The sequence below is a fragment of the Bacillus sp. OTU2372 genome (assembly GCF_038440275.1).
Classification (GTDB): domain Bacteria; phylum Bacillota; class Bacilli; order Bacillales; family Cytobacillaceae; genus Neobacillus; species Neobacillus bataviensis_B.
On the sequence record NZ_JASATK010000003.1, the window covers coordinates 186,703 to 203,155 of the forward strand.

General features: G+C 38.2%; 16 protein-coding genes. 12 read left to right on the top strand and 4 right to left on the bottom strand.

Annotated features, from left to right (window positions below; genetic code table 11):
* Positions 1-343 precede the first annotated feature (343 nt).
* The gene (locus AAHB15_RS08655; RefSeq protein ID WP_342042207.1) at positions 344-1,105 is read left to right on the top strand and encodes an NAD-dependent protein deacylase; all 762 of its coding nucleotides are present in this window, start codon (positions 344-346) and stop codon (positions 1,103-1,105) included.
* 95 nt (positions 1,106-1,200) lie between these two features.
* On the top strand, positions 1,201-1,704 hold the full coding sequence (locus AAHB15_RS08660; RefSeq protein ID WP_342042208.1) for a DinB family protein: 504 nt from the start codon (positions 1,201-1,203) through the stop codon (positions 1,702-1,704).
* Between the two features lie 118 nt (positions 1,705-1,822).
* On the opposite strand, the gene AAHB15_RS08665 is transcribed toward AAHB15_RS08660, so the two are convergent.
* On the bottom strand, positions 1,823-2,500 hold the full coding sequence (locus tag AAHB15_RS08665; RefSeq protein WP_335572220.1) for a YdeI/OmpD-associated family protein: 678 nt from the start codon (positions 2,498-2,500) through the stop codon (positions 1,823-1,825).
* 47 nt (positions 2,501-2,547) lie between these two features.
* The gene (locus AAHB15_RS08670; protein WP_342042209.1) at positions 2,548-3,522 is read right to left on the bottom strand and encodes a 2-hydroxyacid dehydrogenase; all 975 of its coding nucleotides are present in this window, start codon (positions 3,520-3,522) and stop codon (positions 2,548-2,550) included.
* Positions 3,523-4,096: 574 nt separating this feature from the next.
* On the opposite strand from AAHB15_RS08670, the gene ftsZ reads away from it, so the two are divergent.
* From ftsZ to AAHB15_RS08685, 3 genes are all read left to right on the top strand, one after another.
* On the top strand, positions 4,097-5,266 hold the full coding sequence (gene ftsZ / locus AAHB15_RS08675; RefSeq protein WP_335572872.1) for a cell division protein FtsZ: 1,170 nt from the start codon (positions 4,097-4,099) through the stop codon (positions 5,264-5,266).
* 370 nt (positions 5,267-5,636) lie between these two features.
* Entirely contained in the window at positions 5,637-7,178 is a 1,542-nt protein-coding gene (locus AAHB15_RS08680; RefSeq protein WP_335572871.1) for a DHA2 family efflux MFS transporter permease subunit, read from the top strand.
* Between the two features lie 216 nt (positions 7,179-7,394).
* On the top strand, positions 7,395-8,387 hold the full coding sequence (locus AAHB15_RS08685) for a proline dehydrogenase family protein (protein WP_342042210.1): 993 nt from the start codon (positions 7,395-7,397) through the stop codon (positions 8,385-8,387).
* Positions 8,388-8,437: 50 nt separating this feature from the next.
* On the opposite strand, the gene AAHB15_RS08690 is transcribed toward AAHB15_RS08685, so the two are convergent.
* The gene (locus AAHB15_RS08690; RefSeq protein WP_335572869.1) at positions 8,438-8,875 is read right to left on the bottom strand and encodes a hypothetical protein; all 438 of its coding nucleotides are present in this window, start codon (positions 8,873-8,875) and stop codon (positions 8,438-8,440) included.
* Positions 8,876-9,159: 284 nt separating this feature from the next.
* On the opposite strand from AAHB15_RS08690, the gene AAHB15_RS08695 reads away from it, so the two are divergent.
* The 5 genes from AAHB15_RS08695 (at position 9,160) to AAHB15_RS08715 (ending at position 13,199) form a co-directional block, all read left to right on the top strand.
* Positions 9,160-9,984 carry a formate/nitrite transporter family protein gene (locus tag AAHB15_RS08695; protein ID WP_342042211.1) on the top strand — a complete coding sequence of 275 codons (825 nt, stop codon included), beginning with the start codon at positions 9,160-9,162 and terminating at the stop codon, positions 9,982-9,984.
* 364 nt (positions 9,985-10,348) lie between these two features.
* Positions 10,349-11,350 carry a VanW family protein gene (locus AAHB15_RS08700; protein WP_342042212.1) on the top strand — a complete coding sequence of 334 codons (1,002 nt, stop codon included), beginning with the start codon at positions 10,349-10,351 and terminating at the stop codon, positions 11,348-11,350.
* Positions 11,351-11,445: 95 nt separating this feature from the next.
* Positions 11,446-11,928, top strand: coding sequence for a PaaI family thioesterase (locus AAHB15_RS08705; protein ID WP_342042213.1), 483 nt, complete (start codon positions 11,446-11,448; stop codon positions 11,926-11,928).
* A gap of 137 nt (positions 11,929-12,065) precedes the next feature.
* On the top strand, positions 12,066-12,452 hold the full coding sequence (locus AAHB15_RS08710; RefSeq protein WP_342042214.1) for a hypothetical protein: 387 nt from the start codon (positions 12,066-12,068) through the stop codon (positions 12,450-12,452).
* A 147-nt stretch (positions 12,453-12,599) separates the two neighbouring features.
* On the top strand, positions 12,600-13,199 hold the full coding sequence (locus tag AAHB15_RS08715; RefSeq protein ID WP_342042215.1) for a branched-chain amino acid aminotransferase: 600 nt from the start codon (positions 12,600-12,602) through the stop codon (positions 13,197-13,199).
* A gap of 77 nt (positions 13,200-13,276) precedes the next feature.
* Here the strand turns inward: AAHB15_RS08715 and AAHB15_RS08720 are convergent, their stop codons facing one another.
* Positions 13,277-13,570 (bottom strand): hypothetical protein, encoded by a 294-nt coding sequence (locus tag AAHB15_RS08720; RefSeq protein ID WP_342042216.1) that lies wholly within the window; start codon positions 13,568-13,570, stop codon positions 13,277-13,279.
* Positions 13,571-13,739: 169 nt separating this feature from the next.
* On the opposite strand from AAHB15_RS08720, the gene AAHB15_RS08725 reads away from it, so the two are divergent.
* The gene (locus AAHB15_RS08725; RefSeq protein ID WP_335572864.1) at positions 13,740-15,299 is read left to right on the top strand and encodes a spore germination protein; all 1,560 of its coding nucleotides are present in this window, start codon (positions 13,740-13,742) and stop codon (positions 15,297-15,299) included.
* Positions 15,296-16,450, top strand: coding sequence for a Ger(x)C family spore germination protein (locus AAHB15_RS08730; RefSeq protein WP_342042217.1), 1,155 nt, complete (start codon positions 15,296-15,298; stop codon positions 16,448-16,450). The genes AAHB15_RS08725 and AAHB15_RS08730 overlap by 4 nt, the downstream gene beginning before the upstream one ends.
* The last annotated feature ends 3 nt before the right edge of the window (positions 16,451-16,453 follow it).

Sequence of the window (16,453 nt, forward strand, 5' to 3'; positions counted from 1 at the left end):
CTCAAGCCACTAGGTTTGAGTTTTTTTGTTGTCTCAAATAAGCTCATTAGAAAAACGATTTGACAATTTCTTCATGTTTATTACATACCGTACAGGTATACTCTATTTCTAGGGTATCTTCACGTACCATGTGTTCGGTTTCCTTTTGGCATTGCTCACAATACAGGTTTCTTGGAATTTCAATCATCTTGTCAACATCCTTTATGTTTTATTCTAAAATCGTTCATTATAAGATTAATATCCCAGATATTAGTTGAAAAATTCTAAAAGGACATATAATATTTAAATCGTTTAAGTTAGATTTCTAGCAACTGTATGGGAGCCTTGGAAGGAGGAATTTTACATGGACAATAATACACTAGAAACATGCACCAAAATTTTGAAACATGCCAAGAACATTGTTGTGTTGACTGGTGCGGGTATAAGTACAGAGTCTGGAATCAAAGACTTTCGTTCGCAAACAGGGATTTATAAACATGCACCAGAATACATACTTTCGCTCGATTATTTTTATAAACACCCAAAGGAATTTTATCAATTTGCAATTGAAAATTTATACCACCCTGACGCTGTACCAAATAAAGGACATCAAATTCTTGCTAAGTGGGAGGAAGAAGGCAGGGTTGGATCTATTATTACGCAAAATATCGACGGGCTTCATCAAAAAGCAGGCAGCAAAAATGTGATAGAGTTCCATGGAACAATTAAAACAGCCACGTGTCAAAACTGCGGAAAGAGATATTCTACTAGTGAGATGATTAATCGTATCGAAACCCTGGAAGACTTTTATTTGTGTAATCATTGTGAGACAAAGCGGAAAGAGGACCGCTTTATTAAACCGGATGTGGTTTTGTTTGGGGATACCGGTGAATGGTTTTCGATGGAAGGTTTTAACCATATTCTTAACTTGATTCGCGGAGCAGACTGTTTATTGGTATTAGGGACCAGTTTAAAAGTAACGCCTTTCTCCACCTTCCCGCAATATAAAAGTGCCGGTGTCCCGATCATTATTATTAATAAGGGAGATACACCTTATGATTTCGCACCGAATACCTTTGTTATTCAAGAATCAATTGGGTCGACACTCACGAGGATCGTGTTTTAATTTAACTTTGTCTTTATTTATGTGCATGATATACTTTAGTTGCCAATATTTGGCGAGGAATGGACAAGATTAAAGAAGTCGGAGGGAAGTACATAATGTTTACTTCTATTAATGAATTTAGCCAGGAATGGAACCAAGAAGCGGTTTCTACCCAAAAGGTTTTGGATGCCTTAACGGACGCGTCACTCCAACAAACAGTTTCCTCGGAAGACAGGACATTAGGGAGAATTGCCTGGCATATCGTGGCAAGTACGCCAGGCATGATTAATGAGTTTGGGATTACGATGAACAATGTGGAAAACGCAGACAAAACCCCTGGAACTGCACAAGAGATTGCTGAGACTTTTAGAAAGGTCAGTGCGGATGTTGTGGAACAGGTAGAGAAGCAGTGGACAGATGAGTCATTAACGGAAATTCAAAATGTGTTTGGGATGAATATCCCTAAAGCGGCCACTCTTTCACTATTAATTAAGCATATTATTCATCATCGCGGCCAAATGACTGTTTTAATGCGTCAAGCAGGTTTAAAGGTTCCAGGGATATATGGTCCGGCAAGAGAAGAATGGGGCCAAATTGGCATGGAAGCTCCGGCCTTATAGAAATGAGTTATCACCAGTTTATAAATCAAAACGGTGATATAATAATATTATGTAAACTTAAAATGAACAAAAAAGATGCCTGGTTGATTACAAAACCGGGCATCTTTTTTTGAACGAATTATCTTTTAGCCTGTTTATATAATTCAATTGTTTTATAGCCTTCGCCTAAAACTGTCTCCATCTCAAGCTGGCGTTTTTCTTGTGTCTCTTTTCTTTTTGCACTATAAATATACCGGGCCCAATCCTTTTGGTAGCCTGGAGTTAAATCATTGTATTTTTTTAAAATTTCTTCATCTTTTTGCAAGTATTGCTTTATATCTTCAATATTGTTAATGTAGTCATCCACACATTGGCTACTTTTATTGGTAGAAGATTTTTGCGTCTTCTTTGGAGTAGATTTTAAACCAACCACCGTAAAGACATCATTTAAGCTCACCATTCTTGCAAACTTGATATTGCTGTTAAGTACATAACCATCCTCATCGGAAGGCAGGGCACTAATAAAACTGTCACGGTCTATGTATTCTTTATATACTTTATTATTCTTTTTGGGATAAGCAAAGTATAGATAGCCGTTGTCCTCTAGCAGTTGTTTCTCAATTACATTTTGAAGTTCATTTATGAATTCCTCTAAGCTAAAAATGAAACTCATGATAAGTTCATATTTGTCTCTTATTATAGACGAATCATATTCTAGTTCTTGAAATTCATCGACTTGTTCTGGTTTATGGAGGATAAGTTTGTTCTTGTATTTCTGCAAGTTTAATTTTTCAATTATACTCTTCGGGGCGGCCATAGTTTGTACTCCTTCACGCTCTTATTAATGTGATAATCTCTTTCATCTTAATTCAGCACTTCAGGATTAATCAAGTTTTTAGGGCGTTTTCCTGTTAAGCCTGCAAGTAAATTTTCGACGGCAAGTTTGGCCATTTTTAGTTCTGTTTCATAGGTGGACGAACCAATATGTGGTGTCGTGACTACATTTGGAAACTGCAGCAAGGGATTATCCAAATTAATCGGCTCAATTTGGTATACATCTAAAGCCGCGCCATGAATTTCCTTATTTCTTAGGGCTTGGATTAATGCTGTTTCATTTACCGTTCTACCACGTGAGCCATTGACAAATATAGCGGATTTTTTCATCAGTTTAAATTCTCGTTCGCCCATTATGTTTTCTGTCTCAGGTGTGAGCGGTGTCATGAGGCAGACAAAGTCTGATTCTTTTAGCAGGGTATCAAGGTCGCAATAACTGGCGTTATATTTTTCTTCTGCCTGTAAATTTCGGTTGCGATTATGGTACAAGATATTCATATCAAATCCTAGGTTAGCACGTTTTGCAATTGCAGCTCCGATTTTCCCCATCCCAATAATCCCCAGAGTTTTATGATGAACATCTATTGCATATTCTGCAGTAGTTAAATGGCCTTTCCAATTTCCAGATTTCACAAAGTGATCCAATTCAGCAATCCTGCGGGCTGAGGCTAAGAGGATTCCGAAAATAGCATCCGCTGTAGTATCTTCGAGGACGCCGGGCGTATTCGTTCCCATCACACCGCGTTTTGTCATCTCTTCAATGGAAAGGTTATTATAGCCGGTGGAATTATTCGATACAATTTTTAAATTTGGCGCCTGGTCAAGTAGTTCTTGATCGACCGGAAGAGCGAGTCCGACAATCCCTTCCACATTTTTTAGCGCCTGTTTAAAAACAGGATCTGTTTTAGGATTAATGCTATCAAATACGTGTACCTCAAACTGTTCGTTAAGTTTTTCAAGAGCTTCTGTTAATTCAAAGTTATAAGCAATGATTTTTCGTTTCATGGTCTTAATCTCCTCATAATAGGAAGTCATGTTTATACTTTTTAAAGTGACATAAAGTGATAAAACAGTCAATAACTCTTAAAACAATACTTAAATAAATAGATCTTAATAGATAGTGATTTGTTTAAGTAGTAGGCCCCGTTTAATTCGGAAAGAATGGAAGAATCTTTCGATAGAATGATAGTAAAACTAAAGCCATCTCTATAGAGAAGCGGTCCATTATCATAGTGCTAGCAAGGAGATTTACAATTGCTATCAGATAGATAGCGACCGTTCTTTTCCCACTAGCATTCATTTTTTATACATCCTATAATTCGACACAACTAGCCTTTCACCCGCCAATAGTCCAATATATCCAAATAGACCGTTGTATAAAAAAGTTCAAAATAGCTAGAAAATGCCCTCATTTTTGAGCTTTTTTAAAAATTTTTTGTTGAAATGAATACGTCGTACTATACAAACAAGCCTATTATTTTGCTAAAATATTAAGTAGAATAATTGGGAAAAAAGTACTTTTTGCATTAAAGTTAATTTTCTGAATTATAAAGTAATAGTGGTTTAGGAGGAGTAGCGAATGTGGGATCTTGACATGAATATAGATCAAATTGCTAGAATAAAAGTTATTGGTGTTGGCGGCGGCGGAAATAACGCTGTTAACCGTATGATTGAGGATGGAATCCAAGGTGTTGAATTTATTGCTGTCAATACAGACGCACAAGCTCTTAATCTTTCAAAAGCGGAGATTAAAATGCAAATTGGTGCCACATTGACAAGAGGACTCGGCGCAGGGGCAAACCCTGAAGTCGGTAGAAGAGCAGTAGAAGAGAGTAGAAAGCAGCTGCAAGAGGTACTAGAGGGAGCCGATATGGTATTTGTCACCGCTGGTATGGGTGGCGGCACCGGAACAGGGGCTGCACCTGCTATCGCGGAAATTGCCCGTGAACTTGGTGCGCTAACGATTGGGGTAGTTACACGACCGTTCGGATTTGAAGGAAAACGTCGTGCAGTTAATGCTGCCAGTGGAATTGACCTAATGAGAGAAGCGGTGGATACGTTAATTATTATCCCTAATGATCGCTTACTGCAAATTGTCGACAAAAAAACGCCAATGCTCGAAGCTTTCCGTGAAGCAGACAATGTTCTTCGTCAGGGTGTTCAAGGGATCTCTGACTTAATTGCTGTACCAGGATTAATTAACCTGGATTTTGCCGATGTCAAAACCATTATGACAAACCAAGGGACTGCTTTAATGGGAATCGGGGTAGCCAAAGGCCCAGACCGTGCTGTTGAAGCAGCAAAAAAAGCGATTTCAAGTCCTTTACTCGAAACATCGATTGATGGTGCTCAAGGTGTGTTAATGAATATCACAGGCGGAAGTAATTTAAGTCTTTTTGAAGTCCAAGAGGCCGCTGACCTAGTTGCATCAGCGTCTGACCATGAATTAAATATGATCTTTGGTTCCATTATTAATGATAATTTAAAAGATGAAATTATGATTACAGTTATTGCAACTGGTTTTACAGATGAATATAGTCCGTCCCAAAGACCGGCAGCATCTCCTATAAAGGAAACTGTATCACAGCAAAATCGATTAGAACGGTTTGAACCAACAATTCAGCAGGAGCATAGCGGACAAAGAAATTACCACGATGAGCCAAAACATGACTATGATGGTTCATATCAGGTACAAGAGGACTCACTCGACATTCCAACATTTTTACGTAATCGGAATAGAAGACGATAGTTTATAGCAAACACTCCCATTCATATTATTTGAATTGGGAGTGTTTTATTTTGTGAGTGATAATTTAATTCTTATGTCAGAGAGTCCTGATATGGATTATTTTAACCATTTTAAAAATAACGATTAATAATCCTGTTTTAGATGAAAAATAGTTATAAAAATAGGTCTTTGCTCAAGGGTAATGGATAAATGGTTGATGTCGAAATGTTGTACTCCCTGTATAAAAGTATGGGTTAGGGATGATTTGAATCATATAAAACTCCGGATTAATAAGTATTTTCCAATTGCAATAATTGAACTAAAGGTATAAGATAGACTTTATGCAAATTAATGTACAAAATGACAAACAAAGCGTCAAGGGGGAAACTAAATGGAACAAACCAAACAACAACATACAAATCGTCCACCTTACGGTATTATTGCTGTATTAATGGTCGGTGCTTTTATCTCATTTTTAAATAATACGTTACTAAACATTGCACTGCCTTCTATAATGAAAGATTTAAACATTGAGGCATCAACTGTTCAGTGGCTTACAACAGGCTTTATGCTTGTAAACGGAGTTTTAATCCCGATTAGTGCCTATTTAATTCAAAAGTTCTCCGTTCGCCATATTTTCTTAGCAGCTTTAGGGTTATTTACCGCCGGAACTGTTCTGGCTGGATTTGCTCATGTTTTTCCGGTGTTGTTAGGCGGAAGGATGCTTCAGGCTTCTGGTTCTGCTATTTTAATGCCGTTGTTAATGAACGTAATGCTCGTAAGCTTTCCAATTGAAAAAAGGGGAGCAGCAATGGGAGTTTTTGGTCTAATTCTAATGTTTGCTCCAGCGATCGGTCCTACTTTATCAGGCTGGATTGTCGAGAATTATGACTGGAGAATGCTTTTCCACTTTATTACACCAATTGCGATTATAGTTTTCTTGATCGGATTATTCTTGCTTAAAGATAAAAAGGAAAAGGTTAATCTTCGTTTAGATTTCTTATCCGTGATCCTCTCAAGTATAGGATTTGGCGGTATTCTTTACGGCTTTAGTTCTGCCGGAAGTAAAGGATGGGACAGCCCAGAAGTTTATGGAACAATTATGGTTGGGATTATCTCCTTGTTCATCTTTATTTGGCGACAAACAAAGCAAGAAGCACCACTGTTAAATTTCCGTATTTATAGGTATCCAATGTTTGCTTTATCATCAGTCATTTCTATGGTTGTAAACATGGCTTTGTTTTCCGGGATGATTCTTCTACCTATTTACACGCAAAACCTGCGGGGAATTTCTCCAATGGATGCAGGATTATTGCTAATGCCTGGGGCTATCTTGATGGCGTTCATGTCACCAATTACTGGGAAACTATTTGATAAAATAGGCGGGAGAATTTTAGCTGTCACTGGTCTAACCATTATTGTTGTGACGACCTATGCTTTTAGCAAATTAACCCTTCATACAACCTATACACATTTAATTATTATCTATTCTGTACGGATGGTAGGAATGTCGATGGTTATGATGCCAGTATCGACAAATGGTCTAAATCAGCTTCCAAAACGTCTTTATCCGCATGGAACGGCGATGAACAATACATTAAACCAGGTTGCTGGTGCCATCGGAACAGCTCTAATGGTTACAATTATGTCAAACCGTGCTGAATCAGAGGCTAAAGAACTAGGTAAGGCAGCCATGCAGCATTTAACTGCACCGCCATCAAAGGCAGCTTTAGCAGAAATGAAACAGCATATCATGATGCAATCGATGTTAAATGGCATTAACTTTTCATTCTTAATCGCAACGTTTATTGCAGCTATCGCACTTGTGTTATCCTTCTTTATCAAACGCTCTAAACAAGCCGAAGACCTTGAAGGAAAAAGCCAAGCAAAACCTAGCGATAAGAAAATATCGCCCAAACTTGCAGAAAACTAAGGTGGCTGACACCATTTGTGCTATAATTACGTTGTTAAAACTCATTTCTTTTAGGAGAAATGAGTTTTTTTATTTAGGAAGTTATCGAAAATTAAGGTTGAATTGAAATATTAAAGTTAAAAATGATAGCGTTTTATTTCGAAAAATTCACAAAATAAGTTTTAATGAAAGCGTATGCTATAATGAAAATAAAACTATCAGCAAGGGGAAATCGCAATGTTGAAGGATCTTTTCATTGGTTTATCACAAAATCAATTTTTAAATAGTGCCGCTAAAAAGTATGGATTAAAAATGGGGGCACAAAGTGTTGTCGCCGGGACTAATATACCGGAAGTTATCAAAAGTATTAAGGAACTTAATGCTCAAGGTATATCTTGTACCGTTGACAATTTAGGGGAATTTGTCTTTAAAGAAGAAGAGGCGACATCTGCAAAAGAACAAATTCTTAAAGTTATTGAGGCCATTCATGAAAATCAAGTGGATGCACATATTTCATTAAAACCAACACAAGTTGGATTAGATATTGATTATACCTTTTGTTTAAATAATATTAGAGATATTGTCCACCAAGCGAGCCGATATGATATGTTTGTCAACATTGATATGGAGGACTTCAAACATTTGGAGTTGACCTTTAATCTGTTGGACGAATTATCACTTGAATATGATAATGTGGGTACAGTGATTCAGGCCTATTTTCATAAAGCGTTAGAATACTTGGAAAGATATCAAAACTACAGAATCCGGATTGTAAAAGGTGCTTATAAAGAGTCAGAAGAAATCGCTTATCAAGATAAGAAGGATATTGATTCAAACTTTATTAAATTGATTGAATGGCATCTCTTGAATGGAAAATTTACTTCGATTGCGACGCATGACCATCGGATTATTAATCATGTAAAAGAGTTTGTTAACCAAAACAATATTCCACATAACCAGTTTGAATTCCAGATGCTGTATGGTTTTAGAAAAGAACTTCAATTAAGTTTAGCCAGTGAGGGATATAATTTCTGTACGTATGTTCCTTTTGGAAATGATTGGTATGGTTATTTTATGAGACGTTTAGCAGAAAGACCACAAAATTTAAATCTTGTAGCTAAACAAGTATTTAATAAGAAAACTAACACTATCATAGGTGTCGCCGCAGGGGCGTTCTTATTAGGAAGATTAACCAAATCTAACAAAAAAAATAACAACAAAAGAAAATAAAATTATTGATATACCAAGAGCCAGGTTGCAAAAGAACCTGGCTCTTGGTGTCAGGCACCATTTGTAACAGCGTTGTAGGAGTAATTGCTGTCGTCCCATTGGTAGATTCCTTCTTGGAGTTTGATGATGGTGTCAAAAGGGCGGTTGACATGGTTAGTGTTTTCTGCAGGATGAGCATCCTCGTCCAGTACTTCATTATGGCTCTTTTCGTAGATTAAATGTTGTTTTAAGGTGAGCATATCTGATTTGGATGCGATGCGGATGATCTTATCTAGTGTGATTTTCTTTTCGCTGATTCCATAGCTGTTACAGATGCTTGTCTGAAAGCTTTTGTTATATTGAAGCATCATGTGTAAATCATTGATACAAGCAACGCCAAAAACATCTTTAATAACATCCTCATAACGAAGCTGCGTGCCAGTCGCAAATTTAATAATGTTTTTCTCCGGATTTTCTAATCGATAAACCGTCTCAATTGTATTTTCCATGGTAACACATCCATTCAATTAATAATTACTATATCATGAAACCAAAGCAAATAGGATTAAGCGATGGTGATAAGTGTTTTACTAGTGAAATTTTACACCTGTATATATTATAACACATAATTAATCGCAAAATGTGACAGTAAAATCAGTCTGACGAAAAATTTGTCGAATGAAAACGCTTTATAATTATTAAAGAAATATTCACAGGTTTCTGGATGAAAATGCTATAAAATAATAATATGTTAAGTATTTCACAAATAAAAGAAATTGAAGGTGTAGAGATTATGGGGTTTAGTAAACCTGATCAAATCATGGCCATTACGGTCGAAAACGGAGTTAAAAAAACCAAGTATGCACCACTTCAATCCATCATATTAGGTTTTGAAGCAGGAGCATTTATAGCCCTTGGTTACTTGTTATTTATCCGTGTAACCGCTACGTTAACCGGTAATTTAGAAGGATTAGGCAGTTTGATTGGTGCGAGCGTATTCCCGATCGGTCTTATTCTGACGTTATTGGCAGGCGGGGAACTTTTGACTGGGAATATGATGGCGGTGCCTTTAGCAAGGATGGCAAATAGGATCAGTACGGGAAAGGTACTATATAACTGGTTCCTGGTAACCATCAGTAACTTTTTAGGAGCCATTTTTGTTGCCTATTTCTTTGGACATCTTGTCGGCTTAACCGAAGCAACTCCTTTTTTAGAAAAAACCATTAGTATCGCAGACCACAAGCTGGAAGCAACCTTTCTCCAGGCGTTCATTTCCGGGATTGGCTGTAACTGGCTGGTTGCATCTGCTGTTTGGCTTTCATATGGTGCTAATGACATGTCTGGAAAAATCTTAGGTATTTGGTTTCCAACGATGGCGTTTGTTGCCATCGGATTCCAACACGTTGTGGCTAATATGTTTGTCATTCCTGCGGCCATCTTTGCTGGACATTTTACATGGATAGAATATATTCGTAATTTTATCCCGGTCTTTTTAGGCAATGCCGTTGGCGGAACGATATTTATTGCTATGGCTTATTGGCATACCTATAAAAAATATCTGCCTGTCTTAATAGAGGCAAAGGTCGTTAAGCCAATGGCGAAAACTGGCACAAGATAAGAACAAAAGCGCAAGCGCCTTGAACAGCCCCGACAAGCATAAGACGCTTAGGGAAAGAAGGCGTTCTTTGCCTTCATTCCCTGAGTGGCTGTAGACCATCGAGGGGCTAGGTGCTGGAGCTGGACGTCAACAGTCCTTTTTTAACAGTTATCCACAAGCGATAATTTTATAATTTCCTAAAAGATAAATAATCCTCTAAGAAGCTTTGAACCATTGTTCGGGGCTTCTTTTTTAATAATCTTCTCTTTTACTAGCTTCTAACAAGTAATAATGCTTTCTTCAGGAGAATAAAATGGGTGAATGGAGGCAATCCGTTTGCGAATTTCACTGAATCACTTTAGAAAAAGAGGAGTAGTTGGGAAACATGGTAAAGAGAAGATGGGCCATATCAGTTTTATTAATTGGGAGTTTACTAGGTTTAGCAGGATGTACGGGGAAGGCAGCCACTAAAAAGCCAGACCATGAAAAAGAAAAAGTGACAGAATCACAAAAGCAGCCAGTTCAAAAGCCACAGGAGCAACCGCAAAAGGAAAAAGAAAAGAAACCAGTTGTCGTCAATGTTATGGATCCCAATACCAAAAGTATTGTTAAAACTTTTTTACCAGAAGAATTAGGGTATGCAAGTAATCCAGATTCATATAAACAGGAAATAAAACAGTGGGCCAAAGACCTAGCAAGAGGAACAGATAAAACAGCGGGATATGATCAACGGATGGTCCTTGATAAAATCGATGCAAATGGGCAAATCATTAAAGGAAAGCCTTTGATCATTTTAGATGAAGCGGAATTAGTGAATCGAGTGATGACCGCATCAGCTATGGGCGGTGATGTTGAACTTCCAATAACAATTACAGCAAGCGGCTATAAACCGGAAGACACTGCCCATTTAAATGAAGTGGTGGTTGGTTCCTTCACGACTTATTTTAACAGCGGGGTAGTGGGCCGTTCAAAAAATATCGAGCTGTCAGCAATGGCGATTAATAATGTTATTGTTGGCACAGGCGACATTTTTTCTTTTAATACAACAGTCGGACCAAGTGATGCTTCCCATGGTTACCAGCCGGCAAAAGAAATTGTTAATAAAAAAATGGTGATGGGTATCGGCGGCGGAATCTGTCAGACTTCGTCGACGTTGTTTAATGCGGTTAACCAGGTTGGGGTTAGTTATGTCGAAAAGCATCATCATTCCTTATCTGTTGGCTATGTTCCACAGGGAAGAGATGCAACGGTATCCTATGGTGGTCCGGATTTTCGTTTTAAAAACACAACCGGTGTTCCGTTTTTAATTAAAACGATATATGCCAAAGGTAAAGTAACGGTGGAAATTAGAACATCTGCAGCCTATCAAAGTCTTATAAAAAAATAAAAGTAAAGGATGCTGCTAGGAGATTTAGCAGCATCCTTATAAATTTTCATAAGTTATCAAACATGCTATAATTTTCTGGAAAAGGAGGTTTGACAATGGAGGAAAAGATAATAAAAGCAATTCAAGATGAATATCCAGATGATTTTGCCTGGTGTTATGGCTGTGGCCGCTTAAATGATGCAGGCCACCATTTCCGAACTGGCTGGGAAGAAGATAAAACCGTAACGGTTTATACACCGAAACCGGAACATACGGCTTTGCCTGGATTTGTTTATGGAGGACTTATTGCTTCGTTAATTGATTGTCATGGTACAGGATCTGCTTCCTTGGCCTTACATCGGAAAAATGGTTTTGAACCTGGTGAAGGAGAAGATCCGCCTCGTTTTGTAACCGCTTCCTTAAATGTAGAATTCTTGAAGCCGACTCCACATGGCGTCCAGTTAAAAGCAATAGGTAAGGTTGAGGAAATTCATCCAAAGAAATTTAAAGTAGTGGCTGAAGTATTTGCTAATGATAGTCTTTGTGCTCGTGGAGAAGTAGTTGCGGTCGTCATGCCAAGTAGTTTTTTAAGGAAGTGAAATTTAGTAGAATGATAGTGGATCCACTCTTTTAAAAAGAGCGGTTCAATTGTAATAAAAATGTAATACTTCCAAATGAAACCAATTGCACCCCTGGGTCGTCATATGTATTGAAGGTTTTTACAGGGGGGAAATGGATGAGCTGGCTGAAAAAAATGTTCATCACTTTGATATTTAGTTTGACACTCGCAGCTGGACTTTTTATCGGGTTCTTGGGTCCTGTCTTATTTCAGGAAGGAAACCCTGTACCCCTGTTAGTATCTATCCTTAAATTAAAAACCACCGATTCTAACTACGTTCAATTTCTTAATTCAGAAAAACAAAGCATGTATTTAGCCGCAAATCAAGGGAAGAACCCACTTTTCGAGGTTAAGGAATTTATGAAGTCAAAAGGGTGGAAATTTGAGGAGCAGATGGGTTCGGGATTAATCTTTCTAAAGGACAAGAATGAAGCAATTGTGTTGACAAGACAGTATTCTAAATACTTTGTTATTTGGGATGTTTCAAAAAGTGTTGTAAGATAATACTCATTATTAAAACTCCCTATTCCGCTAGGGGGTTCATTCATTTATATTATTAAAATGTCCTCCTTAAATTTGATGATTCTTTCGGTTTGCTTTTTTTGAAAAGTGATTTAATATTAACACATGTAGCTACATAGGAGGGTAAGTATGTTAAAAGAAAAGATCAAAAAGTACATATCGGAAAAAGAAAGCCAATCAACTACTGAAGGGGTTGTTCTCTTTAGAGAGGAAATAGAATTCGCAGAACAAAACCAACTTGCTGGTGAGAGTCATTTAGTCGAAAAGGATGCAAATACTCGTTTTGCCGATGCTTATATTGAACGTTGTGATAAAGAAACGGAAAATATGTTAAAGATTGAAACATCAGCGTTTTTGTCTGAACCACTTGATTATTTCAAGAAGCATAAAAATGAGTTTATATATTTCGAGTCGAAATGGTTCGATTTTGTCAATGTGGATGCGATTTCACTTGAAGTAGACGATGTATTCGGAACCTATGACGTCATGCTGGGGTTAAAGTTTCAGAAGAAATATGATAAACAGCTTAAGGAATATTTAAATGTGCATTTATCAGGTGAGGAGGCAAAATTTGATTTAATGTTTAGTAATGAAGACGGGTTGTGGAATTTAAACTTTGCCCTGAATTATGTAGAAGGTTTTCGAGAGGAAATGACAGTGGGAGAGGCCTTCCAGTTAATCTATCATTTCTTATTTAAATTGGTAGAAGCGGTAGAACCCGCGCAATAGGGAGGGAAACAAGAAATCCTAATCAGCTTTGTAGACTGATTAGGATTTCTTTGTGAAATGCCCTAGTGCATAGACGCCTAACTTAGTGACTGTTCTGTAATTGAAATGGCTGACCCCGTCGATGTATGTTCGTTCACCCAGCCTAGTGAGGTTTCAGATACAGCCTGCCAATTTGGGATTTCCTCTTTATGCTGTTCTACCCAGCTCATGCAATATTGCGGATCAATGTTATATTCCATACATTGAGTGAGAAACGATTGAATCGTATCCTGATTGCAATTTTCCCAGGACCTGCAGGTATAGCCCCATATATTTTCCATTTTTGCATGAATAGATACCTCATTAATAAAATCACTAAATTGACCTGACATTAACTCCACTCCTTCTGCCGATAAATTCTTCAACACTAATCAGTATGTCCAAGCTTATCAAGTCAAAATTCAGGGACAAGAGGAATATTTTAGAATCATTGGAGCAAATTATTAAAAGAAATCTTGGAAATTGAATGTCTAAAAAAATTTACCCAATCGGAGTTTTTCGATGAGAAAAATTAAAAAATTTCTTAAAGACGACAAGAAGTCATTACCTAGTGAAAAAACAGAAAAGGAAATCGAAGCTGATTTATCCATTAACATTCACCGATTAAAGCAGCTTTTTGAGGACTGCTCTGATATCGTCTTTCGGCAAATTATTGCTGGAGAGGTAGAAGCCTGCCTGTTATTTGTAGATGGGCTAATTGATACCAACAGTATCCAGCTTCACGGAATCAGCCAGATGTTGAGGGAAGTCGAGAGAGAGCGTGTAACGGCAGACTTTATAATTGAAAGGATTATTTCGGTTAGTTCTGTTACTGAAATCACTAAGCTTGATGATGCTGTCAAAAATATTCTGAAAGGGAATACCGTTCTTTTAGTCGATAAAGTGAGCACCGGCATTGTTATTGATGCAAAGGGCGGTCAACGAAGAGGAGTAACAGAACCTGAAACAGAGTCTGTTGTTCGTGGACCCCGTGAAGGTTTAACGGAAAGTCTCCGAGTAAATACAGCGCTTGTCAGACAAAAAATCCGCTCTAACCGTCTAAAAACGATTGCAAAAGATGTAGGCGAGGAAACGAAAACCGGAATCGCAATTATGTATATCGATGGTTTGGTTTCTCCCAATCTCTTAGAAGAAGTTCAAGCACGGCTTGACAGGATCAAGATAGACGGTGTGTTGGAAAGTGGTTATATTGAAGAATTAATTGAGGATAATCCTTGGAGTGTATTTCCGCAAATCCAAAATACAGAACGTCCGGACACGATTGCCGCTAATCTGTTAGAAGGAAGAGTGGCAATTATAATCGATGGGACCCCGCTCGCTCTCGTCATGCCAGCAACCTTTTGGCAGTTTCTTCAAGCAAGTGAGGATTATTATCATCGTTATCACATATCTATTTTTCTTCGTCTGCTTCGTATCATCTTTGTATTTATTGCTCTAACCTTACCAAGTATTTATGTAGCCGTGACTACCTATCATCAGGAAATGATTCCAACAAACCTGCTGTTTAGTATTGCATCAGCGAGGGAAGCCATCCCATTTCCAGCTTTTGTCGAGGCTATGATAATGGAGATTTCCTTTGAGGCGCTCCGGGAAGCCGGGGTACGGCTGCCTAAAATTGTTGGTCAAGCTGTAAGTATCCTTGGGGCACTTGTGATTGGGCAGGCCGCTGTTGAGGCAGGAATTGTTTCGGCTCCTATGGTCATTGTCGTTTCCTTAACGGGTATCGCTTCTTTTACTATCCCAAGATTCAATATGGCGATTTCTGTTCGGCTCCTTCGTTTTCCATTTATTGTTCTTGCAGGAATGTTCGGTTTATTTGGGATTGTCTTGGGTATCTTAATTATCCTAACACATTTATCCAAATTAAGATCCTTTGGTATTCCTTATTTATCTCCCGTATCTCCCATGTCGATGAAAGGACTTAAGGATGTATTTATACGGGTTCCATGGTGGTCGATGAATCAACGTCCGAATCAAACCGTTAAAGTGGATATGACACGAGAAGGGAAAGGTTTAAAACCAAGCCCCGGAAAAGGCAGTGAAGAAGGGAATGAGTCATGAAATTTATCCGTCTGCTGTTAACTTGCCTAATCGCCCTCATTTTATTGACAGGCTGTTGGGACCGCTCAGAGATTAACGATATTGCATTTGTTGTCGCAACTGGTGTAGATAAAGGGGAAAAGAACAAATTCCTTTATTCCGTACAGATTCCGCTCCCAAGCTCTATGGGCGGAGCAGGATCAAGCGGCGGCGGCGGGGGAACAAGCGGTGAAGGGCCCTTTTTAGTCGCTCAAGGACCTGGTGGTAATGAACGGCAAGGGATTGAGGAAATACAAACTAAGTTGTCCAGGAGGATCTACTTAGGACATAGAAGAGTCCATATTATAGGGGATTCCCTTGCTAAAGAGGGGATTAAGAAGTCCTTGAATGCCATTTTTACACAGCCCCGGTCAAGGATTTCAACCTTTTTGCTCATCTCTAGGGGTGATGCAGTGAAACTATTGAAGACACAGCCGAGAATGGAACAATATTCGGGTGAAGGAATGAGAGAAATGTCTAAAAACAGTATTAATATGACAGCCCGAGAAGCCCTTCAAGATTTGTATCGAGATGGGAAAGACATGATCATTCCAATCGTTAACGCTGCTGGTACAACGAAGGACGATAAAAACAAAAAAGAAGTTCAAATGGAGAGCTTTGCTGTTTTTAAAGATGACAAGCTTGCCTTTTCTTCTAATAGTAATGAAAGTGAAGGCATATTATGGTTATTCGAAAAAATGGAAAAAAAATCGGCATCTTTTCCGGCTGCTAAGGATGAGGAAATTTCGGTGCAGATATTTGAGAATCAGACGGAACCCACTTTGAAGATTGTCGATGGAAAACCCACATTCCTCCTGACAGTCAGGGCTGCAGGTGTATTATTTGAAAATGAGCCAAACTATCGAATTGAGGATCCCAAAACCTATCGATTGATCATTAGTAAAATGGAGAGCCAAATCAAAGAACAAATTCAAGCAGTTTTAAAGCATGCTCACTCACAGGGTATAGATGTTTATGGGTTTGGCTGGTACCTTTATAAAAATAAACATCAGGCGTGGGAACAAAATTGGAAGAATGACTGGCGAAAAACTCTGCCAAACTTAAAAGTAACTGTCAAAGTAGATGCGGATATCCAAAGAACAACGAATATAGGGATCATTGAAAAGGAATGACAG

Bases quoted from the DNA above. Each gene is read 5' to 3' on its own strand.
- AAHB15_RS08680 (WP_335572871.1), top strand. From the start codon at position 5,637: ATGGAACAAACCAAACAACAACATACAAATCGTCCACCTTACGGTATT.
- AAHB15_RS08730 (WP_342042217.1), top strand. From the start codon at position 15,296: ATGAAATTTATCCGTCTGCTGTTAACTTGCCTAATCGCCCTCATTTTA.
- AAHB15_RS08710 (WP_342042214.1), top strand. From the start codon at position 12,066: ATGAGCTGGCTGAAAAAAATGTTCATCACTTTGATATTTAGTTTGACA.
- AAHB15_RS08665 (WP_335572220.1), bottom strand. From the start codon at position 2,500: ATGGCCGCCCCGAAGAGTATAATTGAAAAATTAAACTTGCAGAAATAC.
- AAHB15_RS08715 (WP_342042215.1), top strand. From the start codon at position 12,600: ATGTTAAAAGAAAAGATCAAAAAGTACATATCGGAAAAAGAAAGCCAA.
- AAHB15_RS08690 (WP_335572869.1), bottom strand. From the start codon at position 8,875: ATGGAAAATACAATTGAGACGGTTTATCGATTAGAAAATCCGGAGAAA.
- AAHB15_RS08705 (WP_342042213.1), top strand. From the start codon at position 11,446: ATGGAGGAAAAGATAATAAAAGCAATTCAAGATGAATATCCAGATGAT.
- AAHB15_RS08720 (WP_342042216.1), bottom strand. From the start codon at position 13,570: ATGTCAGGTCAATTTAGTGATTTTATTAATGAGGTATCTATTCATGCA.
- AAHB15_RS08725 (WP_335572864.1), top strand. From the start codon at position 13,740: ATGAGAAAAATTAAAAAATTTCTTAAAGACGACAAGAAGTCATTACCT.
- AAHB15_RS08655 (WP_342042207.1), top strand. From the start codon at position 344: ATGGACAATAATACACTAGAAACATGCACCAAAATTTTGAAACATGCC.
- AAHB15_RS08660 (WP_342042208.1), top strand. From the start codon at position 1,201: ATGTTTACTTCTATTAATGAATTTAGCCAGGAATGGAACCAAGAAGCG.
- ftsZ (WP_335572872.1), top strand. From the start codon at position 4,097: ATGTGGGATCTTGACATGAATATAGATCAAATTGCTAGAATAAAAGTT.
- AAHB15_RS08670 (WP_342042209.1), bottom strand. From the start codon at position 3,522: ATGAAACGAAAAATCATTGCTTATAACTTTGAATTAACAGAAGCTCTT.
- AAHB15_RS08695 (WP_342042211.1), top strand. From the start codon at position 9,160: ATGGGGTTTAGTAAACCTGATCAAATCATGGCCATTACGGTCGAAAAC.
- AAHB15_RS08685 (WP_342042210.1), top strand. From the start codon at position 7,395: ATGTTGAAGGATCTTTTCATTGGTTTATCACAAAATCAATTTTTAAAT.
- AAHB15_RS08700 (WP_342042212.1), top strand. From the start codon at position 10,349: ATGGTAAAGAGAAGATGGGCCATATCAGTTTTATTAATTGGGAGTTTA.